This window comes from Paenibacillus sp. JNUCC-31 (assembly GCF_014844075.1).
Classification (GTDB): Bacteria; Bacillota; Bacilli; order Paenibacillales; family Paenibacillaceae; genus Paenibacillus.
This window is the reverse complement of the sequence record NZ_CP062165.1, coordinates 5,329,780-5,355,093: the sequence shown is the minus strand read 5'-3', so window position 1 is coordinate 5,355,093 and position 25,314 is coordinate 5,329,780. Positions and strand designations below refer to the sequence as shown.

Below are 25,314 nucleotides of genomic sequence, written 5' to 3'. Positions count from 1 at the left end.
TTACGAGCTTAACGAAGTCGTTAGAGATACCATCATCTTTTTTCATACAGACTGGCACTCCAGTTCCCTTGTTTCATTCTGCGGATGTATTGGAATCCATAGTCCTTATAGTATTGATTAAGTCTCAGGTTATCTGCCATGCAATCCAGCCTGATCAAGGTCTTGCCTTTATGCCTAATGTTCTCTTCTGCTGATTTTAGTAGGAGTAGCCCTATATTTTGCCCTCTAAAATCTCTATTCACTGCGAATCGGTGTATGTACCCGGAATTGGTGTTGTCGAGCTCTTCCCAAATCAGGGGATCTGACCACGTTAAGCTATACGTCCCTACGATTTCATGATTTATCTCAGCAAGATATACGTCAGATCCATCCGTCATGAATTCATTCACTTGTTCCAAATTGAAATACTCAGGACGCCATTGATAGATCTCTTTGGAGTTCAGCCACCGGGCAGACTCTTGCCATAGGTCCAACACAGTTGAAGCTTCCTCCGGTAATGCAAGTCTGGTTATGAGTTTAGTATTAAGTTGCCCCATCAAGATCCCTCGCTTATTCAAAAGTTAAATACCCCCATCAACCATGCTGCAAATCGTTCTTTCTCCTCGAACTGTGGGTAATGAGCCGATTCTTCAAATACAACAAAATCTTTTTTGGGTGCTTCAAGCTCATCGAAATAATCCCTTGCCGCATTCAGAGACGTCATATAATCATACTTTCCCATAACAAAATAAGTCGGTATCTCCAGCTGATCTACAATGTCTGGCAAAGGGGTGGTGAACCCCTCCTTCAGGAGGATTTCTTGTGTAGCCTGCACGCCCATGGAATACCGAATCACATCTAGCGCATTATATTCGGTTCCCAGAAGGAAGCCGAGCATATAATCCCTGTTGTCATCAATAAGTCTGGCCGCACCGCCATATTTGCGAACCAACTTTCTTGGTGTGTACTGCTCGCCTCGCTCAATCGGACCCCGAAGACGTTCCAGACTTTCCACATCCGCTGTGCTGTCTGCTTGTTTCGCTTGTGCGATCGTATAGTTTAAGCTGTCCAACTCACTTTGCACAGTATCAGCTACTTGTCCAATACCTATATAAGCAACAAATTTTTCAGGTGCTTTGGCCGCCGCTTTTGTCCCTATGTATGTACCAAATGAATGACCGACCAGCGTAACCTTTCTTTGCCCCAGTTCGGCAGTGACGTAATCCGTTAATGCCAGCAAATCATCTACAAGCACATCTGAAGTCACATCCGAATAATCCTCCATGAAATGATAGGACTTTCCACTTCCACGTTGATCATAATGGACAATGGTAAAATGTTGCTCAAGCTCCTGCTGATACTTTCTTACATAAGGAATCTCGGAGCAACCCGGGCCACCATGTACAAAAAGAAGGATAGGATTGTTCCGATCTACCCCGCGAATCATAACCTCATGACCAACACCATTGATCTCGACCTGTCCTAACGTGCTGATACTGTTCTCTCCCTTGATCCCTGGGGTCCAAGTTGGAAAGATCAGAGCGATTATTACGAGTAAAAGAATACTAAGCATGGTGCGTCTGAATATTTTAATCGACCTCTTACACATGAGAAGGCTCCTCCGGGGATATTCGTTTGTTTAAAAAGCTGACTCCGAACTCTTCACTAACTTATTTACTCCTTACTACTCCTAGTTACTTCATTTTATAAAAATACGGTCCGCACCTGGATTCATGGGTATGTACATACGTCCACGTGAACGCTTGGTCAAAAATATAAATGTCCTGTTCCGAATCAAAATCTTCTGCAATGACCTTATCCGCATTCTGAAATACCTGTATGAATGGCGTGTGTTGGTACATGACATACAATTCATTTTTATCTTCGGCATTGAAAGCATCTCGTGCTTCATCGTCTGTTAGGCAATCCTGTTTCTCATAACTGAACATATGCCACTTGTACTGGCTATAATAGATGGCCTCTTTTACCTCTTTCCTGATGTTCTTGGCAAATGTATTATCCCATTTCTGTATCATTTCTTCGGATTCCTCGCACAATTCAGTCACAAGGACTCCCTTGTCCTCCAAATTTTTGTTATACATATATTTGCGGTGCACAAGCTCGATTCGCGAGTACACCACATTCAGTTCGTGGTCCGGTAGAGCATCCAGCAGCTCATTAATTTCATCTCTAATCATCATAACCTCCGAAGTTTATTGAATTTAAGATAGTTAAAAATTTAGAATACACTCGCATTCCAGCTACTCACCGTTTGCTTCTTCTCGCAACAAATAGGCCAATCGGTACATTTCCGCAATATCATATCTATTCTGTTCTTCAAATCTCCTGATCGCTTCACCAATCTCCACAACCTCTACAGCAATCACCTGTTCCCCATCCATCGGATTCAGCGGTTGGCCCACGAGTTCAACTTCTCCATAACCAATAAGTCTTACAAAATGAGGATGTGGAATATGCGGTCTATACGGCTCAGGTGCACTCGACATGCAATGAAATTGTCCAAACACCTGATACGTGACCAACTTGGCTCCGAGCTCCTCCATCACTTCACGTTGCAGTCCATCCATATACTTCTCTCCTACCTCCAACGTTCCTCCGGGCAGCTCCCATTTTCCGTTATCGATCTGAAAAACAACCACTTGTTCCCCGACAAACGGGATGATACTCACATTGCTTACCAGCGTTTCATCCACGATGTCGTTTAATCTAAACTCCGCTTTAACAATTCCCCAGTGAATCGATGTGCTGAGCGCCGGGAAGTGTTCCCGATCCAGAGTCTTCATTTCTCTATCCGATCCTCTCTATGTAAAATAAATCTTCCATTATAAGTTCTAACTCTCATTATAGATCAAAAAAGAAAAAAGAAGGCCACTTTTCCCATCGGGAATCCATGGACCTTCTCATGTTATTTCAGTTGAACTAAAGAATGATTACACTATCCACTCTGAGTGCTAATGGTGTACCAGTTTCCCGTTTTCCAAAAAGAGAACCCGATCACATAGCGGCAAAATCCGCTCATCATGTGTAACCATGACTGCACTCTTGCCCTGCTCCTTCACGAGCCGTGCAATCATGCTCACAATATCCAGTCCACGTTCCGCATCCAAACTGGCAGTCGGTTCGTCCGCGAGCAGGACGGCCGGATCATTCATCAATGCTCTGGCAATGGCAACCCGCTGGCGTTCCCCGCCGGAAAGCTTCTCGGCATATGCCTTACGCCGATGCGATAAGCCTACCGTATCCAGCAGCTCATCGACTCGCTTCGCCGCCTTGGTTTTGTCCGTCCCGGCAAGTTTGGCAACCACCATTAGTTGTTCTTCCACTTTCAGATACGGAATGAGATTGGCGCTTTGAAAAATAAACCCGAGCTGCTGGAGCCGCACATCGGATATGTCCTGTTTGTTTTTGCCCATAATCGATGCACCATCCAGCAGAACCTGTCCTTCCGTCGGTTCAAGGAGTGCACCTGCGATGGACAGAAATGTACTTTTGCCTGAGCCGGAAGGCCCCATGACCGCGACGAGTTCTCCTTCGGCCACCTTAAGATCCAACTTATCCAATATCGTCCGTTTGACTCCACCATCTTCAAAAGTCTGTGTAATTCCCTGCAATACCAGTCGGTTTCTCATGCTGCTGTCCTCCCAATCGCATCAAGCGCATCAATTTTGGTCACCTTCCACACCGAGAATAACGAACCTGCCATAGACATTATCACGAACAACACGCAGGTTAGTGCCAGGGTGGACAAGCCTAATTGAAACGGCATTGAAGCTGGCAAGATGGATTCAAATAGCTGAACCAGCAGAACACTAATCACCAGACTGCCGACGGACAGAAGCAATACTTGTAATGAGACACTGCCAGCCAGATACGAATTCCGTGTTCCAATGGCTTTCAAAATGCCAAATTGACTCGTTTTCTGAATCGTGATGACGTAGAAAAATACCGCAAGCACAAACGCCGAGATGACAAATAAAAAGGCAATCATCATGAGCAGCGAGCCCTGCTCTTCTTTGTACCCAGGAATGGCCGATACCGCATCGGACTTCGTAATCACTTCCGTATTCGGCAAAGCGGTACTGAGGCTGTCTACCTTCTCGCCTTCATCTTTAACGGCAATCGCACTATATACAGGCGCATTGGAGTCTACTTTTCCTTGCGAAGTTCGGGAGCCTTCTTGAATAGCGAGCCATTCCTGCTCGTTCAGGAACACAACCGGTGAGTGACTGAAGGACTCATTTTCCACAAATCCGCCCACGGTCCACTCCGTTCCCGACGCTTGATCGACCAATACCGTTCCAATGGTCACGCCGGATTCAGACAGCTTTTGATCCACCACAACCTGCCCGTCTTTCAGATCCGTGATTGGAGAGCCTTCCGTTACGGTTGGAGCCAGCCAGCCTTCCGGGTTCACCATGAATAGTGTTACATCAATCTTCTTCGTGTCACCAGCTGGACTGACTGTTGTCATTTTCACACCCAGCGGCTCAGCGTTCTCTTGACCTACCACGGAGCGCGCCTGTTCAAGCTCATCCTGCCCCAACTGGGACCGGGTAAAACGATGATTCGAATCCTGCTCCAGAACAAAATGGGTTGCTGCCATATTTTTGATCGAAGCCGCGTTGTCATACGCCAGCCCCTGTGCTAGACCTGTAACAAATAAAACCAGAAATGAAACAAGCACCATGATTGTAGCAATTAACGCATACCGCCCTTTGGCAAATCTCATTTCCCTAATAGCCAAATACATGTTTTCTGACCTCCCTCTTGATAACCCAAGTATAGGAGGCGAAAATGAACGGAAAATGAATAACAGATTACATTTGGGGCAGCGTCACCGTAAAGACTGTTCCTTCAGCTGAACTGGCAACCTCGATCGTGCCCTCATGGATTCGGATAATTTTCTGCACAATGGCAAGACCAAGCCCGGTTCCGCCAGAAGAACGCTCACGCGCACGGTCCACCCGATAGAAGCGGTCGAACAGGAAAGGCAGATGCTCCGCAGCAATCCCGTCCCCTGTATCCTGAATATGGATCACGCACTGGGCGTTGGTCTCCTCGGCATGAATCTCGATGCTTCTCCCCTGTGGAAGATGATTCACCGCATTACCCAGCAGATTCATCCATACCTGCATGAGCAATACTTCATCGCCACATAGCTTGATGGATTCGGGCACCGAAATTCGTAACAGCAGTTCCTTTTCTTCCAGCTGCCATTGCAGCACCTGAACCGCTTGGCGAAACTGATCTCGCAGAGAGAATCTCACTTTGGTCAAATCCTCATGACCTTGTTCCAGGGAGGACAGGAGCAGCAACTGTTTACTCAGCAACGAGAGATGGCGACTCTCCTCCTCAATAATAGAGGCGTAGTGCTCCCGTTCCTGTTCAGGCAGAGCCCGATCTCCTACCAGTTGGGCAAAACCCTGAATGGAGGTCAGCGGAGATTGAATTTCATGTGATACGTTGGATACAAACTGCTGACGCGCCTGATCTACCCGTTCCAACTCACGACTCATGGTCATGAAATGCCGGGCCAGCTGCCCAATCTCGTCACGCCGCGTGGTACGTAATTTCAGATTATAGTTTCCTTGGGCAATGCGCTTGGTCGCCTCGGACAGACGTTCAATCGGATTCACCAAATAGCGGGTACTGATTATAAAGAGCAGAATGCTAATGCCCACCGTAAATGCTCCAATCAGCGCAAAAAAGATACGTAGTTCACCAAATTGCAAAATGATATCCGGCCGCATAAATAAGGCATAACGAGCATTGCCCATCTGTAGCTGAACACCAACGGTATTGCTCAATTGATTATCAAAGAACCCGGTAATGAAAGGTTTGCTGGGAAACTCGGCGACGCCGTGGTATATCTCACCACTTAATACCTGATCTACAGCCTGCTTGTCCAGATCCTTCTGGCGGAATTCACGGCCATAGAATTGGTCATACCCTTTTCCATCCGTCACATATATTTCGTAGCCGAGCGCTGCGGCATTGTTCAGGTAATGCTCTACCGTAGCGGGTTCCTGCTCCACAAACTGCTTCATTTGCGTTGCAATGCTAACTAACTTCTCGTCATTGAAAGACTTTAACTTCGCATGATAATAAATATTGGATAAAAGAAAACCCAGCATGGCGCTGACCAGAATCACCGCGATTGTAATCATGAACACCCGAAAGTACAGTGATCTCAATGCGCTTTCACCTCAATCTTATAACCAATCCCCCGTACCGTCTGAATGACAAAATCATCCGCATAATCGGCAAAACGATCACGCAGCCGCTTGATATGCACATCCACGGTGCGGTCATCTCCTTCGTAATCCGCTCCCCAGACGAGCCGAATGAGTTCATCTCGCGAGAATAAACGACCCGGAAACTGTGCCAGCTGGGAGAGCAGCTCGAACTCCTTCATTGGCAAAAAGAGAATCGATTGCCCATCGGAGACCTCCACGTTGTTCCGGTCAATCACGATGCGATTCATGCGAATGATATCACTGGACGTGCGATGGTATCGGCGAAATAATGCCTTAACCCGGTAGACCAGTTCCTCGGGCTCAAAAGGCTTCGTCACATACTCATCCGTACCTCTCAAGTACCCATCCCGTTTATCCGATAGCTGATCTCGTGCAGTTAGCAGCATAATCGGAATGTCATAATGTTGGCGAATAAAATCACATAACTCCAGTCCGTCCATGCCTGGCATCATTACATCCAGGATCGCCAGATCAATCGGCGTTGCTTGCATTATCTTGACTGCTTCCAACCCATCCTGTGCTTCATGCACCCGATACCCTTCCTTGGTCATGACATGCCGGAGGAGTGCTCTAATATTGGCATCGTCGTCCGCCAGAAGCAGATGCTTCATATCGTTGTCCATCCCTTCTGTATAAGTTGAATGAATAAGTTTACACTAGCCACTACAAGGTCAGGACATTATTGTGATCGCTCGTGTAAATATTAGTTTAAACTTATATATTCTTTATTTTATTATTAATAGCGAGAACTCCCTCGACATTAATCCATGCACAGATGGTAGCACAAAAGCAACGTAAATCGCCAGCGAACATGCAGTGAAGCCACGTGGGCCTTGTTTATATTTTCTCAAATCTGGTTGACACGTTGATCAGGCGCGCCTATAATAAAACCATAACATATGAACAAATGCTCATATATTCATTTATAAGTGATTAATCATTGCCGAGGATCACTTTTAATCATAAAAAAAGCATATTACATACCGGAGCAATGCTCCAAAGGAGAGGATTTCATATGTCTGAACATCACCACAATCACGACCATGGACACAATCATGCTCACACGAACAACAAGAAAGTACTATTGTTTTCCTTCATCATTATTACCGTTTATATGATTGTTGAAGCCGTTGGCGGATATATCACGAACAGTTTGGCGCTCATCTCCGATGCAGGTCATATGCTGTCTGATTCGATAGCTTTGGGAATCGCTTTGCTGGCGTTCACCTTTGGCGAAAAAGCGGTGAACTCAGGCAAAACGTACGGGTACAGACGCTTTGAGATTCTCGCAGCCACGTTAAACGGAATCACGTTAATCGCCATCGCGCTCTACATTTTCTACGAAGCGATTGGTCGATTTATCAACCCGCCAGAAGTCGCAACCGTAGGTATGTTGATCATCAGTATCATTGGACTGCTCATCAATGTTCTGGTGGCCTGGATTATGATGCGAGGGAGCGATACGGAGAAAAACCTGAATATGCGCGGTGCTTATCTACATGTCATCAGTGATATGTTGGGATCGGTTGGGGCCATTGCAGCGGCTTTGCTGATGATGTTCTTTGGCTGGGGTTGGGCCGATCCACTTGCGAGTGTAATTGTCGCGGCACTGGTATTGCGTAGTGGATTCTATGTCACCAAATCATCCCTGCATATCTTAATGGAAGGTACTCCGGCCAATGTGGATGTGAATGAGCTGGTGGAGACCATCAAACAAGTGGATGGCGTCAAAGGCGTACACGATGTGCATGTCTGGTCCATCACCAGTAACCTGAACGCGCTGACTGCTCATATTGTCGTAGATGGAACGATGGATGTCTATGCATCCGAGATCCTGGTTCAGAAGATTGAACATATGCTGGAGCATAAAGAAATCAAACATGTGACGCTCCAGGTGGAGTCCGAGAAACATCTGCATGATACCTCGGTGCTATGTACGGTCAAAGGCGACGCACCAGATGCCCACGCGCATCATAACCATTGAGATGGGTATAAAATATAGTTGTAAACAAAAACAGGGCAGATTCCCGTAAAAGGGAACGCCCTGTTTTTTTGTTTAGAGAATTTATGCATTTAGCATGAGCATAAGAGCATAAAATCGAATGAATCTCTACCTTGTCACACTCTGGACTACTTGTATCTGGAGAGTAACTTCTCTTTCTTCTGATCGAATTCATATTCCGATATGATATTTTTCTCTTTTAATTCACCCAACTGTAGCAGTTGTTCATGTACATTCACAGGGGCCTTTTTTCTCTTGCCAGATATAATCAAGGCTAGAATGGAGAAAAGCAGAGCATATAAGACAGCAAGGATTCCCATTCCTGCTGCGGAATCCGAACTTTCTGGTGAATCGTCTAGAAAAAAAACTGCTATTAATAAAAAATTAAGTATGTACCAAATAAGGCTGATGATCGATAGTGCTTTCAATTGAATTTTCCTCCTAAATGTTATGTATCTTTCTATTCAAAATCAGGAAAGGTCGATCAGAAGACTAAAACCTATAAAACTTAAATACGGTGTGAATTTGTTGCTTCGCAATACTACCTCTCCTTTCGGATAATAGAACCCTAGCACATATGCCAGGGCTCTTCGATCCAAGCTCAAATTCTCTTTAAGAAACTTTGATCTTATAAACCGCATAACCAATCTAAAAGTCACCGTATTTAGTTACTTTCGAACTGTCCATCTATTTCTTCTGTGCCTGTAACAGTTGATCATTAACAAATGCTTTCAAGAAGAAGAGTTCATTCCCATTAGGCTCCCGCAGCTGTTCCTTTTCAAAAGATGTTATCGCCTGCTCCAAGGAAGTAGATGTCACCGCTCTGCAACTGGTTGTAAGCTCCCTCCAGAATATATCCATCTCTTCCTGATCACAGATAGACTCGTGTCCGAGAATGAAATGCTCAGCATCATACATCTGCATGTCTCGTATCATGGGGTCTAGCAAGGATTGCTTAAAATGAAACAATTTATCCGTTGTTGTTCCATAAGGACTATCTCCGAGAAAAATAGTCTTCTCATCAGGAATATAAACAATTGTTGAATCATCCGTGTGCGTACTTTGAATCCTCTCCAGCATACAGAGCTTGTTCCCCAGATCAATGTGGAGGGAATCTTTAAAGACGATACCGGGCTTATCTAGTAGAAATGATTTTCTCGTCGGGATCTCCGCCTGTATAATTTCCATACAATGCGCGCTGATTATATCGGCATCTACATACTCACGAAGTGACTGATCATCGAAGGAAAAAGATCTCCAGTCGTTCAAGCGCTTATTCGTTAACCGATTAACGATGATCGTCGCACCGAATTCATTCATTCCCAAAAAATGATCCCAATGTGCATGCGTAATAACCACATACTGAACGGGAGGCACATCTAAGCATCGAATTTCCTCGATAAAGTCTCTAGCATGTTGAACCGAATTTCCACCATCGATCACCAGACTATGTTTTTCCCCACACACCAAGCCTAGTACCGGTCTTTCTCTAACATTATCGTTGGACATATAATAAATGGAATCGCTTAATTGATTTAACATGTCAATTCTTCTCCTCTATATGAGTATTTTCATATCATAGGCAGAGAAAAACCGCATGCTTATTCAAGCTAATACATGGATTTTTCTCCGTTTATGGGTTTACCAATGGAATCACCTCTTTCAATCTGTAATCAATATTTCAACGCTATGTTATAAAATGGCAATGATTATACTCGTTATCAGCATTAACAACGTTACGGGCGCCCAGATTCTTCGTTCCCATACACTTCTCGTAATCAGATTCAAAATCGTCCCAAGTACTAAATACGCGACGATAAACCAGATCGCTGTCTCTGCAAAAACAGACCACTGAGGCCAAAGCAATCCTGCTTTACTCAGAACAATGATACCCATGAATGCCAAAATCGCAATCTGAACACCTTATTTTCCAATCGTAGATCCTTCATTCTCTACAGAATTGCACATGTTTGTTCTCTAAATTATACAGGATATTCCACTAAATCATACTTTCTTTTTTGCCTTTTCGACTCCCCTGCCTGTCCGCTATCAACATTCCGCATGGTACTACACTCTTTAACCATCTCGCAAACATCGTAGCATCTTCATATGATCTATGGAATCCACTCGCGCTTTCAACATTCGTGTCTCTCGATTGGGATCAATACAAATAGAGACTTCCACTAAAGGAGAGTCTCTATTTGTATTCTATATTTTTATTTTACTGAGCAACTACTTCACTACTAATAACAAGTTATAAGGACATTATTTACCCATTGAGCTGAGTCATCATTTCTTTCATATAACGTGTTCCATACACCTCATTTTGGGGACTTACCTTTTCAATACGAGCTAAGTCATCAGGTGTCAGTTCAATTGTTGCAGCGTTCGCGTTTTCCTCCAAATATTTGATTCGTTTCGTTCCCGGAATCGGCAATGCGTTATTAGCCATAGTCCAAGCTAAAGCCAATTGTGCAGGCGTGCAGCTCTTCTCCATCGCAATCTGTTTGATTTTATCTACAACTTCTATATTTTTGGCGAAATTGTCTCCTTGGAACCTCGGCATATATCTGCGCAGATCATGAACATCCAAATCTTCTAATTTCCGTATCTCACCTGAGATAAACCCTCTGCTTAATGGACTGTATGCAATATGTGTAATATTCAATTCTCTCGCAGTCGGTAGAATCTCGTCCTCAATATCCCGGCTCCACAGGGAATATTCGCTCTGCAACGCAGAAATCGGATGAACGGCGTGTGCACGGCGTAAAGTGGAAGCCGATGCTTCCGACAAGCCAAGGCAGCGGACTTTCCCCTCTTTAACCAAGTCAGCCATCGCGCCAACAGTTTCCTCAATTGGAATCTGAGGATCTACTCTATGTTGATAGTACAGATCAATATAGTCGGTGTTCAGCCTGCGAAGACTTGTTTCTACAGCCTTTTTCACGTAATCTGGATGACCATTCAACGTCTCATAGTTTGGGGTATACGCGAATTTGGTAGCAATAATGGCCCGATCCCGACGTCCTTTCAGCGCTTTCCCCAGTAGTTCTTCATTATGACCATTACCATACACATCAGCTGTATCTAGCAGTGTAACACCAATCTCCAACGCGTGATGGATGGTCTTTATTGACTCCTCATCATTGGTTTCCCCATACATCCCCGGAGACATGCCCATAATTCCCAATCCAATCGAAGATACGACTATATCGCTATTTCCCAGCACTCTTTGCTTCATTTCTCCATCTCTCCATCCGTTACTATTAGTCTTTGCCGATGCTTTCCATTTGATCTAGCAGCTTGCTTTCTGAAGAAAGCTTTCCTGTCTCTATGTCTTCATAGATCGTCAATTTGTTATTTACCGCTGCAAGTGCTTCGGCAATTTCAAGTTGGCGGCGATGTAATTCCTCTTTATATTCGTAAAGGATCGCTTTCCGTTGTGGAATGGTTGAATCCCCGTCCAGTGCCAGACTAACCATATGTTTCAGTGTAGATACTTTCATACCCGTTGCCCGGAAACAGGACATTAGTCTCATCCAATCCAAATGTTCTTCCTCGAACATCCGATTTCCATATTGATCCCGCCTAATGTAAGGGAGCAGTCCCTCCTTCTCGTAATAACGAATTTTATGTGCAGGACAACCCAGCCGCTCCGAAGCTTCTTTTATCGAAAAAGCCATAATGCTGACTCCTCCTTTATGTTCATTTTTGGATGCAATTGGGCGGTTCTTTACATCCTAAGGCTTAATGTTCGCATTAAGGCAAGCACAAATTTCAAAAAATTTAAATGAACTGACGTTCACTATTTTTAACAAATGGAGGACCTAGCACACGCTTCAGTACTGAAAAATAACGGATAGAGGAGATATGTCGAAAAGATCGGTGAAAAGCTGGGATTCGGAGGAAAAGAACTTGGAGAATCTGAGCAATTGTTTCACTTACTTTAATTGTTAGGTGTCATAAAGTACCCGGGCTTGATCACAGTTCAACGGTTCGGTAAAAGGTACTTCCATGAAGTATTCCAGTTGCCATTGCTGCGTTTTTTGAGCCTGTTTACTTGTTGGCTTGTCCCAAGGCGGATATACACGTATGGCGCGCTTGCCACCTTTGCCTTGATCCGATAGGATATTTCGCTGTAACAATACATGCTTCGGAAATACGAATTGACCAAAGTGACTGCCTGTTCGCGTACTAATGACATACACATCTGCTGGATTTGATCCGTCATATGGCTGTGTCGATCCATCCTCACTCCGCTGCCAGAGGGTAACAAATTGCCCGATCTTGGTTGGGGTTGTTTTAGCGACGCGAAATCGAATGTTGAGAGCATTTAACGTAAATACATACGCCCCGTATTCAGCATTTTGTACTTCTTCATCTGGTTGTGAGCAAACAAAGCCACACTTGTCATAGATAAGTTCCTTACTGGCAAGTAAGTCGCTGTGAAGCATATCGGAGGTTGTCCAAGCATTCGAACTATTTTTGTTATCCAACTTGTGATATCTCTCCTGTCTTGTCTAGTCTAGTCTAAATAAAATAAGTCTTATCCGGATCAGTTAACAAAACTTCAGGCAATAACGCAGAATTCTTATACATGTTTAAAAACTGCTGTGCAATGTGAATCTGTTCGGGTTCATCTAATTTCAGAATATAGTCCTTATTTAGACTCATACTCAATTGAAAAACACGTCCAGCTGTGGTACCTGACAAACGTTGAATTTCAGTGATTTCGTCGTTAATATGATGCATCTTGAACAGATCATTGATCTCTTCTGTCGTTGGGTTGATTAACATACTTCGAATAATTCCAGCTACCAGCCCGCTTCAGCATCAGTACAAGGTATTGATTGGGGCTCTTCTTCCACCAGAACTACAGCCACTCCTTCACAACGAATGGGAACCCCCTGATTCAGGTGCTCTGCACCATTCATTTTCTCGCCCCCTTTCCTTCAGAATCGAAGTCCTCCAAAACCTTGAACTTATCCCCGTGAACCTTCTCCAGATGCTCCTCTCCCCAATAGCACAAATGGTCCAGGGCAGGCTTGAGTCCCCAGCCGTAGTCTGTTAACTCATATTCCACTTTAGGAGGAACCTCCGAATATACCTTGCGCTGCACAATCTCGTCCTTTTCCAGACCTCTGAGCTGTGTTGTCAGCATCTTCTGGGTAATGTCCGGTATCAATCGTCGAAGCTCCGACGTGCGTTTCCGTCCTGTCATCAAATGATAAATAATCAGAGGCTTCCACTTCCCACCCATCACTTCCAAGGCCGCTTCCACGCCAACTTTATATTTTTTGGGAGAACCCGTTTTTCCATATTCCGTCAACTTGTATCCCTCCTTCATTAACCTCTCGCTGAGACGAAAACAGTACCTTCATTCTTCTTACCTCTAACTTTATTTATTACTTTCTTCCTTCCTTCTCTTCATCCGTTATTTTAGCCCCATTTCGAGGCAGTGATTTAGGGTACTTTAATGTTCCTATGGCACTTCGTTCTTCCTATAGAACATCAAAGTGCGTACTTCCAGATGTTTTCATACCTGTTTATAATAGCATCAGCCATTGATTCATGGCTACAAGACAGCAATGCAGAAAGGTAGTGACATTCAGTTATGAACGTATTAGTCGTTGTATCGCATTCAAGAAAAGATTCCCTGACCTTTCAGGTAGCTGATCGTTTTGTACAGGGTCTTGCTGAGGCTGGTCACGGTTATGAGATATTGGATTTGCATGAGATAGGTTTCGACCCTGTCCTGCGAGCAGCAGATGAACCGGATTACACCCAAGAACGTCAGGTGTTCTCCCCTGAGATTGAAACGGAAATGGAGCGTTTGAAGAAGCACGATGCTGTCGCTTTCGTGTTTCCCCTATGGTGGTGGCATCTGCCAGCCATGCTGAAAGGATATGTGGATCGTGTCATGAATAACGGGTTTGCCTATGGCGCGAACAAACTTCCTCATCAGCAGATATTGTGGATCGCTCTTTCCGGCGTGACGGAAGAACAGATGCATAAGCGCAACTATGGGCAATCGATCGCCAATCTGCTCAATGTCGGTATTGCCGATTACTGCGGCGTGTCCCAGTCGAGCGTTGAATTTTTATATGAAACGTTGGATGCCAAGCCTGAGCATTACGAGACGCTGCTGAAGCAGGCGCATCAATTGGGATTAAACTATGCCAGCGAAAATCCGACTCTATAACGATATTACAACCCCAATATGAAGTCTGAAGATCTGTTTTAATTTCTATGGCTTGAAGCCTTCTTTGTGAAAATAAATCACGTTAACCATTACGCCAACCTCTCGCGTTTACGGTAGGAAGAAAACTACCCTTTAACATGAAAAAAGGTCGCTCCGAAGAGCGACCTGTCTTTGTGCCTTGCTTTATTTTACTGTCGAGAGAAGAAACCTCTCCAGCATGGTGGTATCGGTGATGCTATGGTTACAAACCGTGTTATCCATACATACGTACTGGGCAACGGAAGAAATGTTATCCGGCGTATGGTTCTTGGTCTTCACGTTGAAGAATCCAAGCTCCTGATGGCGATGACAGAACATACAGTATCCCTTCTTGTTCGTCGCCGTAATTCGCCCCTCAATCCCTTGGAAACTGCCTTCGTACGGATACACGATGAACAAGCGATCGGTACCAATATCGGTCCATCTCAGATAAGTTGTACGTGCGTAATCGATGGATTCCAGATCCGGCACTTTAAGCTTCTTTACCTTGGGAAACAGCTTCTGAATCTGCTTCGCGGATACTTGCGGAAACGGAATTAGATGTGATTCGAGCTGGTATAGATACGTCTGCAAGTCATGTGTCGTCTCATACGTCGATAACTGCTCCAGCAGTTCCTTCTGCTCCGGAGTCAGTTCATTAAAGATGCCCACTGCATTCGTGCCAACTGTATAGCGCACAGTTTCCAGTACTTTTCGATCCACAACCGAGCGTAACGTTTTGAGCAGGAAATCAGCTTGTTTGTGAATGTAATTGAATTGATGATTGTGAATAAATGGTGTTTGCATGGCTTTCAGCCCCTTATTTTTATTAGGAAAAGCGAATAAGATAAGGTGCAAAGCCTGCGGGGTGAAACGTTATGTTGATGACACTCTCAGGGCGATCGATTTCATTCTCGTCGCGCCCTACACAAAGTCCGCCCCTATTCAGGCTTTGCGTAAGGCCTTTCTAGCGAACGAGCAATCCGGCACTGCCAATATTGCCACGGTATAACCCCCAATGCAATTGATATACCCAAATTATAGCAGGATTGGGGCTGTAGGGGCAACGGGCTTCGTTCCGATCTCCACTTTTCAGAAATAGAGCCTACAAATTATACTTTATCTTTACATACCTCATATTCAATAATCCCATATCGACTGATGTCTCTAAGTATCCAACGATCTGGTTAAACGTAAAAACATTAAGATTTTCATTCAATATTGCGTTATCATATTCCATATCACCCAATACATATGGAACGAATTTTTCGACATCTTTTGATTTAACTTCATCTAATTCAGGTAATGTAGGAGTGTAATTCAGCGACCTTCTTAATTCATCTGTGTATCCATAATGCTCTAATAACTTCCCATTCAATATTCTGAAATCATTATGATACAGTTTATATAATCCAGCGTCTGCATCCATTCTGTTTTTTAACCAAGGCAGATTGAAACCTTTCAACCATATATCATCAGCAATCAAATGTGTAAAATAACCAAGTACATATAAGTCTTCTGCTTGCGAACTATATTTATGTATAAAGCCTTTGTAGTCAACGTTCCTTGAAAAATCTTGTACTTCACCAGCAAAGAAATGTGACGAATCTTTTGATGAAACAGCATCCGGAGCGATACTTCCAAGTAAAAAAGGTATCTTATCTTTGATTGATAGGCTATCAGCAATTCTATTTGCAATTACCAGATGCATTATTCTTGAACCCATATATCCTCCTACCCTTCAACGAATATTTGAGATCGAGCCTGGATGTTTCCAGTTTAACGAAATCGTTTAACGTTCCTGTATTAACGACCCAGCGAATGCTGAGTGTGTCTGGTTGCTTCCTAGCTTCCCTGAAAATCATTCTTCCAGACTCGACATATGCAAAAATTACACTTTTGGCTTCGTTATCCCACCATATCCCTTTACCAGGCACATCGAAATCTAGTACATTCGTAATATAGGCTGGCGAAACGAGTATGTGGCCTTGGCGAAAGACTCATGCTATTAATTCAATTCTCATAGTACCATTTTATTCAATTAAAGGTAATATACTTCTATTCCACAACAAAAAAGAAGCCACCTCCCTGGCCTTCCCCAGTTCAGTGACTCCATTTTACAACCCTATTCTAACCTCTACATTTAACTACTCCTTCACAGCCCCAACCACAATCCCGGTTACAAAGTACCGTTGCAGGAACGGATACACCAGCAAGATCGGGAGCGCACTGATAAAGATCTGCGAAGCACGAATCGTCCGTTGGGACAGGTTCTTCACCGCTTCTGGATCAAGCTTCGACATATCGGCCTGTACGATGATCGTCTGCATGAAAGTCGCAAGTGGCAGCTTTTCCGCGTCACGGATGTAGATAATCCCATCAAAGTATGCGTTCCAATGCCCAACCATCATGAAGAGTGAAACCGTTGCAATAACGGGTACGGAGACGGGCAGATAGATTTTGATAAACGTCTGGAAATGTCCTGCGCCATCGATAAATGCAGCTTCCTCCAGATCCTTCGGAACGGTACGGAAGAAATTCAGCAACAGAATAATGTTGAACACCGCAACCAATCCCGGCAAGATCAAGGCCAGCAATGTGTTCATCAGTCCCAGCTTCAGAATCAGGATATACCCCGGAATGAGGCCACCGCTGAACAGCATCGTGATGACAAAATACCAAAGATAGATATTACGTGCGCGGAACACCCGTGTCTCTTTGGAGAGCGCATAGGCTGCAAGCGTATTAACAATTAACGCAAGTCCAGTACCGAGTACCGTCCGCTCCACAGATACCCATAAGGAGGAGAGGAAGTTTGTATTGGCAAATGTCTTCGCATACGCCTCCAGTGTGAATCCAATTGGCCAGAACGTGACGAGACCAGCATTTGCAGGTGCGGATGCGCTAAGTGATACCATGAGCAAGTGATACAAAGGCAGCAAGCAGAGCAGTGAAAGGATGGTCAGGAACACATTGTTGAATATGCTAAATATGCGGTAAGGCATCGTTTTATGATACATTCGTTCGTCCTCCTTTCTAGAAAATTCGGTATCCAGCGAATCGGTAAGCCAGTCGGTACGAGATCACAATCAGGATCAGGCTGATGACCGATTTGAACAGATTCACAGCGGTAGCGAAACTGAACTGCCCACTCAGCAGACCTTCTCTATATACAAACGTATCAATAATATCCCCTTGCTGATAAATCAACGGACTATATAAGTTAAAGATCTGGTCAAAGTTGGCGTTAAGCACATTACCCAGTGCCAGCGTTGCGATTACAATCCCAATGGGAATCAGTGCCGGGATGGTAATATACATCGTTTGCTTCCAGCGTCCCGCTCCATCCACTTCAGCTGCTTCATAAAGTGCAGGGTTAATGCCGGACAGTGCCGCTAGGAAGATAATTGTGTTGAAACCAAACTCTTTCCAGACATCACTCGCAATAATCGTGAACCGGAACCAGCTGCCATCCCCCAGGAAGAAGATCGGCTTGATGCCGAATACCGAAACCAGGAACTGATTGACAATACCCGTCTGGGCCAGAATGTCGATCAGAATACCTGACAACGTAACCCAGGACAGAAAGTGTGGAAGATACACGAGCGTTTGAATCGTTCTTTTCAGCGCCATCTTCCGTACCTCGTTAAGCAATAAGGCAAAGATAAACGGAATGATCAGGTTCATGACGATCTTGGAACAGGCAAAAAACAGCGTATTCCACGTAATTTGCAGGAAATAATCATTTTCCCACATGTATCTGAAATGCTTCAGTCCGACCCATTCGGAATCGAAAAATCCCAGTGCAGGTTTATAATCCTGAAATGCCATCAAAATCCCGGACATCGGAATGTATGAAAATATAAAGACCATAATAGCCGCCGGCAACACCATGAAGTGCAGAATCCATGGTTGTTTGTAGCGTTTTTTTGTTCTTCTGTTCGGCTTGCTCCCAATGTCCGCTTGAGGTACCCGGTTAGCTTCCATATTAGCCTCCATAGCGCGCTCCTGTTCCCAAAAAAAAGTTTTTGTGTGTAATGGGGATCTCTGATATAAATAGTATCAGGCATTTCTCAGGTCTGACTATATAACATTGTTAGGCTTCATAGTGTTTTGTTAGGAATATCATCTGAAGAGGTTGTTCACATACGTATTAAAAGGAGACATTTATGAATATATGGAAGCGCTTAACATTATTTGAAAAAACGACGAGATCCCGGTTTAGTCTGTTTGCCAAAATAAACTGCTTAATTATCCTCCTGTTCATCCCCATTATTATCATGTATACCTATTCGAACAACGTCACGTATGATGTGGTAAGCAAAGAACTACAGGTCTCCAATACGAAACAGCTCACGTTTTTATCCAGTCAGATTGATTCCCGCATTAATCAGATGATGGATTTCAGTCTTATTCTTACAAGAGATCCCAATGTCAGAGCATTCAATGGCTTGAACATTTGGAATGATCGTTATGACAAGATGCAGACCCGATATGTCATTCAGGAAAAGCTGATGCTGCAAGCCGGGGTTACCGATATATGGCCTACCCGATATGCTGTGCATTCACAGCAAAATCAAGATGTCATCGCCAACTATAATCGAACATCCGGGTATGATGAGGATTACCTGAAAAGAAATATGAGCGGACAATGGACATACAGTGATGGTACCGAATCTCAAGAGGACATGAAATCTTTTTACTGGTTCTTTACGGATTCCTTGGCCCAGCCGGGAACATTGACGGGAAGCAATCTGGTGATTGAAGCCAGCTTCAGTTATGAGAACATTCAGAACATGCTGGATACGTACAAGGAAGGTGGACAAGGTGATCCCTTCTTTTATCACAAGGGGGATTCGCCCATTCTGAACCGCAGTGCAGACAAGCAGTTATCCGAAGAACTCATTCGCTATCTGGATGATCACGTCCTGGAGGATACCACCCAAGATGTCATCAAGCTGAACGGGAAGAAGTATCTGGTCAGCACGGTGAAGTCTGCCTATCTGGATTGGCATTTAGTCGATGTGGTCCCACTCTATCAGATTCTGGAACCCATTTCGCTCAGTCGGAACCTGTTCTATCTCTTTATGATTCTGCTGTTTGTGGTGGGTATTTCCGCTTCGATTCTGTTATATCGAAACATTCAATATCCGATCAAAAAGCTGATCCAAGGCTTACGCCGCGTGCAGCGCGGAGACTATTCCGTACGTCTGCATAGCAAGGATCAGAATGAATTCTCATTTTTGTTCCATCGATTCAATGATATGTCACATCAGATTCAAGACCTGATCGAGAACGTGTTCCAGGAAAAAATCAGAGCCAAGGAAGCTACGCTGAAGCAGTTACAGGCGCAGATCAATCCTCACTTTCTATATAACTGTCTTGGCTATATCATCAACATGGCCCAGATGAAGGACGAGCAAGCCGTCGTCTCCATGGCGCATAACCTAAGTGCCTACTATCGCTATACGACACGAGTGGAGCGGGAGACATCTTCTCTGAAGGAAGAAGTCAATCTGCTCGTCAACTATTTGGATATCCAGAAACTGCGCAACGGCAGAATTGAATATCATATCGACATCCCTGAGGATATGCTTGCCCTGTCCGTACCACGGTTAATGCTTCAACCCATTGTGGAGAATTCGGTCATTCACGGCGTCGCGAAGTCGTATTCATCCGGTGAAATTCGAATTACTGGCGAAATCTCAAACGGATTCTGTAAAATATACATTGATGATGACGGACCCGGCTTGAACCCGGATCAGCTGGAAGCGCTGAATCTTAAAATGCAGCAACCGCTGCAGGAGGAAATGGGCTGTGGCCTATGGAACACGAATCAGCGAATCATGCACCTATTCGGCAGCCAATCCTATCTTCTATTCGGCCCATCCCCACTCGGCGGATTCCGAACCGAGATGATCTGGGAGATACCGAAAGAGGATACTGATTCCGATTAAGGAAATGCCGATAATAATATAAGTTGACTATTTAATTTTGAACGAACCATTTACACGTGAACGCAGCGGACAGAAAAAACCTGAAGAAACGGAGTGCTCGCCTTTATCACCAGATTTACACATTATAAAATTCATTCAATAAATCCGGGGGTAACAGCGATCGGAAGGTTATTCTGTCATCGGAGTGGCAAGTGTACAGATGTCTGCGTTCAACCAACAAGGAGACAAACAACATGCAAATGATCATCGTAGATGATGAAGCACACTGGGTAGATAACCTGTCCATGACCAAGCCCTGGCATACGCTGGGGATTGAGCAGGTACACAAAGCATACTCGGCACACGAAGCACTTCAACTAATTGATACCCACCCTATCGATATTGTGATCTCGGATATTCAAATGCCCGAAATGACAGGCATTGAACTGATCGAACGGATCAGAATCCGTGACAAAAAAATAAAATGTATCCTTTTATCGGGACATTCCGAATTCGATTACGCTAAAAAAGCCATCCAGTTCGAGGCCGTCGATTACTTGCTGAAGCCGCCGACAGACGATGAATTGATGGGTGCCGTTCAGAAGGCCATCGATCAATTAAACACCGAATGGGCGCTCATCAGTTCACTGAAACGAACCCAGTTTACCCTTCGGGAGAATCTGCCGCATTTACGGGGTCGACTGCTCCTTGAGGCTTTGCAGGGACATCGAATTGCTTCCAGCGAATGGGCACGCAAACTTGCCAATTATGATCTGCCCTTCCACGCCGGGGATTGTGCGTTAATGCTTGTACGGATGGAAGAAGAATTCGGGCAATATGACAACAACGATCAAACCTTGCTTGAATATGCGGTCATCAATATGGCGGAAGAGATTATGGGTGAGTTTATGGAAGTGTGGGGTGTGAAGGAGGAGCATGGATATCTCGTGTTTCTGCTTCAACTGAAAGAGAACGATACTGACATTGGCAAAGAAACCATACTGGAGAAGCTTTCGGTACAGCTTCAGTCCAAGGTTAAGCAATTTCTAAAGGGTTCCCTCTCCATCGTCATCACCGAGTGGTTTGCGTTTCCCGATCAGTTATATGATCGTTTTCGGCAGGCCTCCGCTTATTTCCGGCAGATTGTCGGAGACGAACGTGAATTCGTGATGCGGGTCAGTGACGTGGAGACTCCGGCGGCGCAAGGCCCGCTCGACGTTCTGTATACCCCGCCTACTTTCATTCACCTGCTGGAGAGCGGGCAGTGGGATGCCGCAGAAGAAAAAATTCTAGCCGTCTGTGCAGAGTTGGATGAGAAATGGTCGGAATCGTGGGAACATTGCATGGAGGCTGGTTTTCTAATTACGGCTTCGTTCACCAATCTCGCACACCGTAACAGGTTGACGTTGACCAACTTAATGGGTGACGATATCGAGTGGTTGCAGAGCGGAGAAGCTTTTACCACCATCAGTAAACTGCGCAAATGGTCGCTTAGTGTGCTTGGCAAACTCAAGGAAGGCACGTCCAACGAGATCAAGGACATTCGTTCCGAGTATGTGAAGAAGATTCAGGATTTTACGGATAAAAACCTGCATCTGGATGTTTCTTTGCGTGTACTGGCCGACCATGTTAATTTGCATCCGACCCATTTGTCCAAGATATATAAGATTGAAACGGGCGAAGGCATCAGTGATTATATCTCGCGCCTGCGCATGGATCGGGCCTGCCACAAGCTCGTTACGACCACCAAAAAAGTATATGAAATCAGCATGGAGATTGGTTATATGGACCCGGCTTATTTTATCAAAGTGTTCAAGCGTCAATTCGGCGTTACACCGCAGGAGTACAGAGACCAACATTAAATAACATGACTGAAAACCGATCTTTTTGAACATTCACTAATAGAGTCCTATCGAAACTAACAAACTCATATAGATGCCCTCCCGCTCAAATTGGTACAGTTACACTTGTAAAGATCATACATCGTAGGGGGATTGAACAATGATCAAATTCAAAACATGGTGGTCACTGCTCATGGTTATCGCGCTCATCACGATCACTGCGTGCGGCAGTGGCGATACAGCCAGTGACAATGGTACCAAAGATGATTCACCGGCGACCGTCGGTTCAGCTGAAGCAGAAGCTGCTTTTGCCAAAGGAAAATACGACCCACCCATCGAATTCAGTTCGGTATTGATGCCGAAGAAATACGTGCAAGGGGACACCAAAGAAAATAACGTTCACGATCGCTGGATGCTGGAAACGCTGGGTATGAAGCACAAAGATACCTGGTATCCGGCCAATGACGATCAATACAGACAAAAGCTTCAACTGGCTATCGCCTCTGGCGAGAAGCTGCCTGATTTCGTATCCGTACCGACCAATGCGGTATTGACCAATCAGTTGATCGAATCCGGTCAATTCATCGCCATTGATGAGTTGTTCGACAAGTACGCGAGTCAGACCCTGAAAGATCACGCAGCAGCACATCCTGAATTGTGGTATCCGTTCACCAAGGACGGCAAGAAATACAACATGCCGATCATGGAGTACACCGATAACGACGATACGCTGCTCTGGCTCCGCGAGGACTGGATGGAGAAGCTGAACCTGGAAGCTCCGAAAACCATTGCAGACCTTGAGAACATCATGGACAAATTCAAAAACGAGAACCCGGACGGTCTGTCTCCAGACAAAGTATTCCCACTGGCGATCTCGCTGAAAAATAACACCAACACCTGGATGGGCCAACTCGACTGGTTGTTCGGTGCATATGGCACAATCGAGGAGCAATGGAACAAAGACGCAAACGGCAATCTGGAGTACGGCTCCGTTAACCCGGGTGCGAAACAAGCCCTTGCCAAGCTGGCTGAATGGATGGAAAAAGGATATATCCATACCGACTCCGCCCTGTGGGACGAAGGCAAATCCGCTGAGAGCTGGACCGCTGGCAAAGCGGGCATTCTGCCTGGCGCAAACTGGGTACCCGACTGGCCGGCACCTGACCTGCTGAAGAACGTACCTGGCTCAAAATATAAAGCTTACCCTGTTCCGGCTGGCCCAGACGGCAAGATCGGTACGAAGTGGCAGAACTCTGGTGTCAACGCAAGTATCATGATTAACAAGGATGCGAAGCATCCAGAAGCCATCTTCCTGTACTACAACTACCTGCTCGATAACTTGGCTAACCCGGCTGCGGGCAGTGAGTATGAATACGGCTTCGCCAAAGGTTACGACTGGGATATCATTGACGGACAACCGACCAGTGACAAAGAGAAGATCAAAGACTTCTCCAACGAATTCCCGTTCCTGACTGGCCCGGCTCGTATTCCGGATCTGTATATGAAAACACTCGTGAAGCTGGCCAACGGCGAGAAGCCTGAAACACCTTACGAGAAACAAATGGCCGAATTCCGTAAACCGGAAAACTGGTATGCAGGTAAAGTCGTTATGTCTCAGATCGACATCCGTAAACAAAACTACTTTACTGGCGCTGCAACGCCAACCATGGTCTCCAAATGGAACCTGCTCCGCCAGTCCGAGATGGAAACCTTCAACAAAATCATCTACGGCCAACTGCCGATTGATGCCTTTGACCAATTCGTCGCCAACTGGAAATCCAACGGCGGAGATCAAATCACGCAAGAAGTGAATGAATGGTTTAAGTCGGTAAGTGCGAAGTAAGATTGGGATTTAGGAAAAGTAGAGCGTTAAAAAACCAGCCGAAGCGGTAAGTTATACGCTTCGGCTGGTTTTATTTAGATAGAGATTAAGGCCGCTTCCCCTGACTTATGGGTTCGCGTTATTTGATTGAGCCTTCGTATCGTTCTCCTCCGGCATCGACTGCCCCAGCAAGGAAACTGTGAGCTGAATGCCGTCCCTCAGTCCTTGCATGTACAACTGCTCATTCTCTATCCCTTTGGTGACAATGTATCGGCTCTCCCACTCAGCATATCCAGGTGTCTGCTCGACATCTTTGCTAGCAAACAAAGCTTCGAACGCTTCATCTGTTTCCCCACGTACACGACTAAGGTCAGGATCATGCTCGATCTGGGCAGACACCTCATCTAACCTCGCCTGAATCGCTTGTTGCAACCACGATGGAAAGTCCATAGCTTCTCCTCCCCTACGCATTATGTACCTCAGTCATCATCGTATCACTCGGTCATGTCTCGCCTTCATTTCACTAACTCGTGCCACCAGTTCGTCCACCCTTCTGCTCTGTTCCTGAACCTCAGGATTGTCCCACAACGGAATCGCTTGCTTCAAGGATGCCTCTCCAAGCTGATTAAGCTTGCGCCGTTCCTCTTCCAATAAGTCAAGCAACCGGCTCATACATCCACCTCTCTGATGGGTCTAAACTGCGCCAGGTCTTGTTAAGACTAGACGTGAGCAGCCATTTTTAATGCGATTATCGGTTTATTTTATTTTAATTCGATATCCGCATTAAAACAACCATTATTTCTCATACAATTTGGTTGAAATGAGGTGTACATATTGAAGCATAGACAAGAACCACCTGGCGACAAAAATATCATCGGCTCACGAGTCGTATCTATTCGTAAAAGTAAGGGCATCAAACAACGAGAATTCCTCGCCAGATTGCAAACATTGGGTTTGGATATCAGTCAGACCAGCCTTTCCCGTCTTGAGGGCCAGTATCGTCTAGTCCAAGATTATGAAGTGGTGATGATAGCGAAAGCTTTGGAGATTTCTGTAGGGTATTTGCTTGGTGAAGAATAGTGAATCTGATAAACTTGTCCATAATAATTAATCCTCTTCGACAAATGTAATTCATTATAAACAGGCGGAAATCACTTCTTTTATCTTTCGTCCAGTCTTTATATATTAGAAAGAGCCAGTCTAAATTAGACAGGCTATCTTAATTTGAACTATTTA

At 44.9% G+C, this 25,314-nt stretch carries 28 protein-coding genes; 6 read left to right on the top strand and 22 right to left on the bottom strand.

What is annotated here, in order from left to right; all coding sequences use genetic code 11:
- Positions 1–32 precede the first annotated feature (32 nt).
- The 8 genes from JNUCC31_RS23290 to JNUCC31_RS23255 all read right to left on the bottom strand — a co-directional run bounded on the left by JNUCC31_RS23290 (position 33) and on the right by JNUCC31_RS23255 (position 6,868).
- Positions 33–476: a GNAT family N-acetyltransferase gene (locus JNUCC31_RS23290; protein WP_228469205.1), complete on the bottom strand. Its 444-nt coding sequence runs from the start codon at positions 474–476 to the stop codon at positions 33–35.
- A gap of 77 nt (positions 477–553) precedes the next feature.
- The gene (locus JNUCC31_RS23285; RefSeq protein ID WP_192265174.1) at positions 554–1,588 is read right to left on the bottom strand and encodes an alpha/beta fold hydrolase; all 1,035 of its coding nucleotides are present in this window, start codon (positions 1,586–1,588) and stop codon (positions 554–556) included.
- An 85-nt stretch (positions 1,589–1,673) separates the two neighbouring features.
- Complete coding sequence (locus tag JNUCC31_RS23280; RefSeq protein ID WP_228469204.1) at positions 1,674–2,180, bottom strand: DUF4275 family protein; 507 nt, start codon at positions 2,178–2,180, stop codon at positions 1,674–1,676.
- Positions 2,181–2,240: 60 nt separating this feature from the next.
- Entirely contained in the window at positions 2,241–2,783 is a 543-nt protein-coding gene (locus JNUCC31_RS23275; RefSeq protein WP_192265172.1) for an NUDIX hydrolase, read from the bottom strand.
- 168 nt (positions 2,784–2,951) lie between these two features.
- Positions 2,952–3,629, bottom strand: coding sequence for an ABC transporter ATP-binding protein (locus JNUCC31_RS23270; protein ID WP_192265170.1), 678 nt, complete (start codon positions 3,627–3,629; stop codon positions 2,952–2,954).
- Positions 3,626–4,750 (bottom strand): ABC transporter permease, encoded by a 1,125-nt coding sequence (locus tag JNUCC31_RS23265; RefSeq protein WP_192265168.1) that lies wholly within the window; start codon positions 4,748–4,750, stop codon positions 3,626–3,628. The genes JNUCC31_RS23270 and JNUCC31_RS23265 overlap by 4 nt, the downstream gene beginning before the upstream one ends.
- A 67-nt stretch (positions 4,751–4,817) precedes the next feature.
- The gene (locus JNUCC31_RS23260; protein ID WP_192265166.1) at positions 4,818–6,194 is read right to left on the bottom strand and encodes a sensor histidine kinase; all 1,377 of its coding nucleotides are present in this window, start codon (positions 6,192–6,194) and stop codon (positions 4,818–4,820) included.
- Complete coding sequence (locus JNUCC31_RS23255; protein WP_192265164.1) at positions 6,191–6,868, bottom strand: response regulator transcription factor; 678 nt, start codon at positions 6,866–6,868, stop codon at positions 6,191–6,193. Before JNUCC31_RS23255 ends, JNUCC31_RS23260 begins: the two co-directional genes overlap by 4 nt.
- Before the next feature lie 404 nt (positions 6,869–7,272).
- Here JNUCC31_RS23255 and JNUCC31_RS23250 point away from each other — a divergent pair, with 404 nt between their 5' ends.
- On the top strand, positions 7,273–8,241 hold the full coding sequence (locus tag JNUCC31_RS23250; RefSeq protein WP_192265161.1) for a cation diffusion facilitator family transporter: 969 nt from the start codon (positions 7,273–7,275) through the stop codon (positions 8,239–8,241).
- Between the two features lie 146 nt (positions 8,242–8,387).
- Here JNUCC31_RS23250 and JNUCC31_RS23245 read toward each other — a convergent pair whose 3' ends face one another.
- The 8 genes from JNUCC31_RS23245 to JNUCC31_RS23210 form a co-directional block, all read right to left on the bottom strand.
- On the bottom strand, positions 8,388–8,687 hold the full coding sequence (locus JNUCC31_RS23245; RefSeq protein ID WP_192265159.1) for an SHOCT domain-containing protein: 300 nt from the start codon (positions 8,685–8,687) through the stop codon (positions 8,388–8,390).
- 259 nt (positions 8,688–8,946) lie between these two features.
- The gene (locus tag JNUCC31_RS23240) at positions 8,947–9,801 is read right to left on the bottom strand and encodes an MBL fold metallo-hydrolase (RefSeq protein ID WP_192265157.1); all 855 of its coding nucleotides are present in this window, start codon (positions 9,799–9,801) and stop codon (positions 8,947–8,949) included.
- A gap of 150 nt (positions 9,802–9,951) precedes the next feature.
- Entirely contained in the window at positions 9,952–10,155 is a 204-nt protein-coding gene (locus JNUCC31_RS23235; protein ID WP_192265155.1) for a hypothetical protein, read from the bottom strand.
- Between the two features lie 373 nt (positions 10,156–10,528).
- Positions 10,529–11,500, bottom strand: coding sequence for an aldo/keto reductase (locus JNUCC31_RS23230; RefSeq protein ID WP_192265153.1), 972 nt, complete (start codon positions 11,498–11,500; stop codon positions 10,529–10,531).
- A 25-nt stretch (positions 11,501–11,525) separates the two neighbouring features.
- A complete protein-coding gene (locus tag JNUCC31_RS23225; RefSeq protein ID WP_192265151.1) occupies positions 11,526–11,942 on the bottom strand; it encodes a MerR family transcriptional regulator in 417 nt (138 codons plus the stop codon).
- Between the two features lie 270 nt (positions 11,943–12,212).
- Positions 12,213–12,755: a MepB family protein gene (locus tag JNUCC31_RS23220; RefSeq protein ID WP_228469203.1), complete on the bottom strand. Its 543-nt coding sequence runs from the start codon at positions 12,753–12,755 to the stop codon at positions 12,213–12,215.
- Between the two features lie 34 nt (positions 12,756–12,789).
- Complete coding sequence (locus tag JNUCC31_RS23215) at positions 12,790–13,056, bottom strand: hypothetical protein (protein ID WP_192265149.1); 267 nt, start codon at positions 13,054–13,056, stop codon at positions 12,790–12,792.
- A 133-nt stretch (positions 13,057–13,189) separates the two neighbouring features.
- On the bottom strand, positions 13,190–13,519 hold the full coding sequence (locus tag JNUCC31_RS23210; RefSeq protein ID WP_192273264.1) for a winged helix-turn-helix transcriptional regulator: 330 nt from the start codon (positions 13,517–13,519) through the stop codon (positions 13,190–13,192).
- 354 nt (positions 13,520–13,873) lie between these two features.
- Between JNUCC31_RS23210 and JNUCC31_RS23205 the strand changes: the two genes are divergently transcribed.
- Complete coding sequence (locus tag JNUCC31_RS23205; protein ID WP_192265148.1) at positions 13,874–14,461, top strand: NAD(P)H oxidoreductase; 588 nt, start codon at positions 13,874–13,876, stop codon at positions 14,459–14,461.
- Positions 14,462–14,644: 183 nt separating this feature from the next.
- Here the strand turns inward: JNUCC31_RS23205 and JNUCC31_RS23200 are convergent, their stop codons facing one another.
- The 4 genes from JNUCC31_RS23200 to JNUCC31_RS23185 all read right to left on the bottom strand — a co-directional run bounded on the left by JNUCC31_RS23200 (position 14,645) and on the right by JNUCC31_RS23185 (position 18,373).
- On the bottom strand, positions 14,645–15,286 hold the full coding sequence (locus JNUCC31_RS23200) for a FusB/FusC family EF-G-binding protein (RefSeq protein WP_192265147.1): 642 nt from the start codon (positions 15,284–15,286) through the stop codon (positions 14,645–14,647).
- Between the two features lie 298 nt (positions 15,287–15,584).
- Positions 15,585–16,205 carry a zinc dependent phospholipase C family protein gene (locus JNUCC31_RS23195; protein WP_192265146.1) on the bottom strand — a complete coding sequence of 207 codons (621 nt, stop codon included), beginning with the start codon at positions 16,203–16,205 and terminating at the stop codon, positions 15,585–15,587.
- Between the two features lie 421 nt (positions 16,206–16,626).
- Positions 16,627–17,499: a carbohydrate ABC transporter permease gene (locus JNUCC31_RS23190; RefSeq protein ID WP_192265145.1), complete on the bottom strand. Its 873-nt coding sequence runs from the start codon at positions 17,497–17,499 to the stop codon at positions 16,627–16,629.
- A 16-nt stretch (positions 17,500–17,515) separates the two neighbouring features.
- The gene (locus JNUCC31_RS23185) at positions 17,516–18,373 is read right to left on the bottom strand and encodes an ABC transporter permease (protein ID WP_177185780.1); all 858 of its coding nucleotides are present in this window, start codon (positions 18,371–18,373) and stop codon (positions 17,516–17,518) included.
- 275 nt (positions 18,374–18,648) lie between these two features.
- On the opposite strand from JNUCC31_RS23185, the gene JNUCC31_RS23180 reads away from it, so the two are divergent.
- From JNUCC31_RS23180 to JNUCC31_RS23170, 3 genes are all read left to right on the top strand, one after another.
- The gene (locus JNUCC31_RS23180) at positions 18,649–20,436 is read left to right on the top strand and encodes a sensor histidine kinase (protein WP_192265144.1); all 1,788 of its coding nucleotides are present in this window, start codon (positions 18,649–18,651) and stop codon (positions 20,434–20,436) included.
- Positions 20,437–20,669: 233 nt separating this feature from the next.
- Positions 20,670–22,277: a response regulator transcription factor gene (locus JNUCC31_RS23175; protein WP_192265143.1), complete on the top strand. Its 1,608-nt coding sequence runs from the start codon at positions 20,670–20,672 to the stop codon at positions 22,275–22,277.
- Between the two features lie 139 nt (positions 22,278–22,416).
- Complete coding sequence (locus JNUCC31_RS23170) at positions 22,417–24,099, top strand: type 2 periplasmic-binding domain-containing protein (protein WP_192265141.1); 1,683 nt, start codon at positions 22,417–22,419, stop codon at positions 24,097–24,099.
- A gap of 105 nt (positions 24,100–24,204) precedes the next feature.
- Here the strand turns inward: JNUCC31_RS23170 and JNUCC31_RS23165 are convergent, their stop codons facing one another.
- Together JNUCC31_RS23165 and JNUCC31_RS23160 are read right to left on the bottom strand one after the other, a co-directional pair.
- On the bottom strand, positions 24,205–24,528 hold the full coding sequence (locus JNUCC31_RS23165) for a hypothetical protein (RefSeq protein ID WP_192265139.1): 324 nt from the start codon (positions 24,526–24,528) through the stop codon (positions 24,205–24,207).
- A gap of 36 nt (positions 24,529–24,564) precedes the next feature.
- Entirely contained in the window at positions 24,565–24,750 is a 186-nt protein-coding gene (locus tag JNUCC31_RS23160) for an aspartyl-phosphate phosphatase Spo0E family protein (protein ID WP_192265137.1), read from the bottom strand.
- A gap of 153 nt (positions 24,751–24,903) precedes the next feature.
- Between JNUCC31_RS23160 and JNUCC31_RS23155 the strand changes: the two genes are divergently transcribed.
- On the top strand, positions 24,904–25,158 hold the full coding sequence (locus JNUCC31_RS23155) for a helix-turn-helix domain-containing protein (RefSeq protein ID WP_228469202.1): 255 nt from the start codon (positions 24,904–24,906) through the stop codon (positions 25,156–25,158).
- Positions 25,159–25,314: the final 156 nt, after the last annotated feature.

Bases quoted from the DNA above. Each gene is read 5' to 3' on its own strand.
- JNUCC31_RS23195 (WP_192265146.1), bottom strand. From the start codon at position 16,205: ATGGGTTCAAGAATAATGCATCTGGTAATTGCAAATAGAATTGCTGAT.
- JNUCC31_RS23235 (WP_192265155.1), bottom strand. From the start codon at position 10,155: ATGGGTATCATTGTTCTGAGTAAAGCAGGATTGCTTTGGCCTCAGTGG.
- JNUCC31_RS23200 (WP_192265147.1), bottom strand. From the start codon at position 15,286: ATGCAAACACCATTTATTCACAATCATCAATTCAATTACATTCACAAA.
- JNUCC31_RS23230 (WP_192265153.1), bottom strand. From the start codon at position 11,500: ATGAAGCAAAGAGTGCTGGGAAATAGCGATATAGTCGTATCTTCGATT.
- JNUCC31_RS23265 (WP_192265168.1), bottom strand. From the start codon at position 4,750: ATGTATTTGGCTATTAGGGAAATGAGATTTGCCAAAGGGCGGTATGCG.
- JNUCC31_RS23160 (WP_192265137.1), bottom strand. From the start codon at position 24,750: ATGAGCCGGTTGCTTGACTTATTGGAAGAGGAACGGCGCAAGCTTAAT.
- JNUCC31_RS23275 (WP_192265172.1), bottom strand. From the start codon at position 2,783: ATGAAGACTCTGGATCGGGAACACTTCCCGGCGCTCAGCACATCGATT.
- JNUCC31_RS23255 (WP_192265164.1), bottom strand. From the start codon at position 6,868: ATGAAGCATCTGCTTCTGGCGGACGACGATGCCAATATTAGAGCACTC.
- JNUCC31_RS23175 (WP_192265143.1), top strand. From the start codon at position 20,670: ATGCAAATGATCATCGTAGATGATGAAGCACACTGGGTAGATAACCTG.
- JNUCC31_RS23250 (WP_192265161.1), top strand. From the start codon at position 7,273: ATGTCTGAACATCACCACAATCACGACCATGGACACAATCATGCTCAC.
- JNUCC31_RS23240 (WP_192265157.1), bottom strand. From the start codon at position 9,801: ATGTTAAATCAATTAAGCGATTCCATTTATTATATGTCCAACGATAAT.
- JNUCC31_RS23205 (WP_192265148.1), top strand. From the start codon at position 13,874: ATGAACGTATTAGTCGTTGTATCGCATTCAAGAAAAGATTCCCTGACC.
- JNUCC31_RS23215 (WP_192265149.1), bottom strand. From the start codon at position 13,056: ATGTTAATCAACCCAACGACAGAAGAGATCAATGATCTGTTCAAGATG.
- JNUCC31_RS23285 (WP_192265174.1), bottom strand. From the start codon at position 1,588: ATGTGTAAGAGGTCGATTAAAATATTCAGACGCACCATGCTTAGTATT.
- JNUCC31_RS23180 (WP_192265144.1), top strand. From the start codon at position 18,649: ATGAATATATGGAAGCGCTTAACATTATTTGAAAAAACGACGAGATCC.
- JNUCC31_RS23210 (WP_192273264.1), bottom strand. From the start codon at position 13,519: ATGGGTGGGAAGTGGAAGCCTCTGATTATTTATCATTTGATGACAGGA.
- JNUCC31_RS23280 (WP_228469204.1), bottom strand. From the start codon at position 2,180: ATGATGATTAGAGATGAAATTAATGAGCTGCTGGATGCTCTACCGGAC.
- JNUCC31_RS23225 (WP_192265151.1), bottom strand. From the start codon at position 11,942: ATGGCTTTTTCGATAAAAGAAGCTTCGGAGCGGCTGGGTTGTCCTGCA.
- JNUCC31_RS23190 (WP_192265145.1), bottom strand. From the start codon at position 17,499: ATGTATCATAAAACGATGCCTTACCGCATATTTAGCATATTCAACAAT.
- JNUCC31_RS23185 (WP_177185780.1), bottom strand. From the start codon at position 18,373: ATGGTGTTGCCGGCGGCTATTATGGTCTTTATATTTTCATACATTCCG.
- JNUCC31_RS23165 (WP_192265139.1), bottom strand. From the start codon at position 24,528: ATGGACTTTCCATCGTGGTTGCAACAAGCGATTCAGGCGAGGTTAGAT.
- JNUCC31_RS23170 (WP_192265141.1), top strand. From the start codon at position 22,417: ATGATCAAATTCAAAACATGGTGGTCACTGCTCATGGTTATCGCGCTC.
- JNUCC31_RS23270 (WP_192265170.1), bottom strand. From the start codon at position 3,629: ATGAGAAACCGACTGGTATTGCAGGGAATTACACAGACTTTTGAAGAT.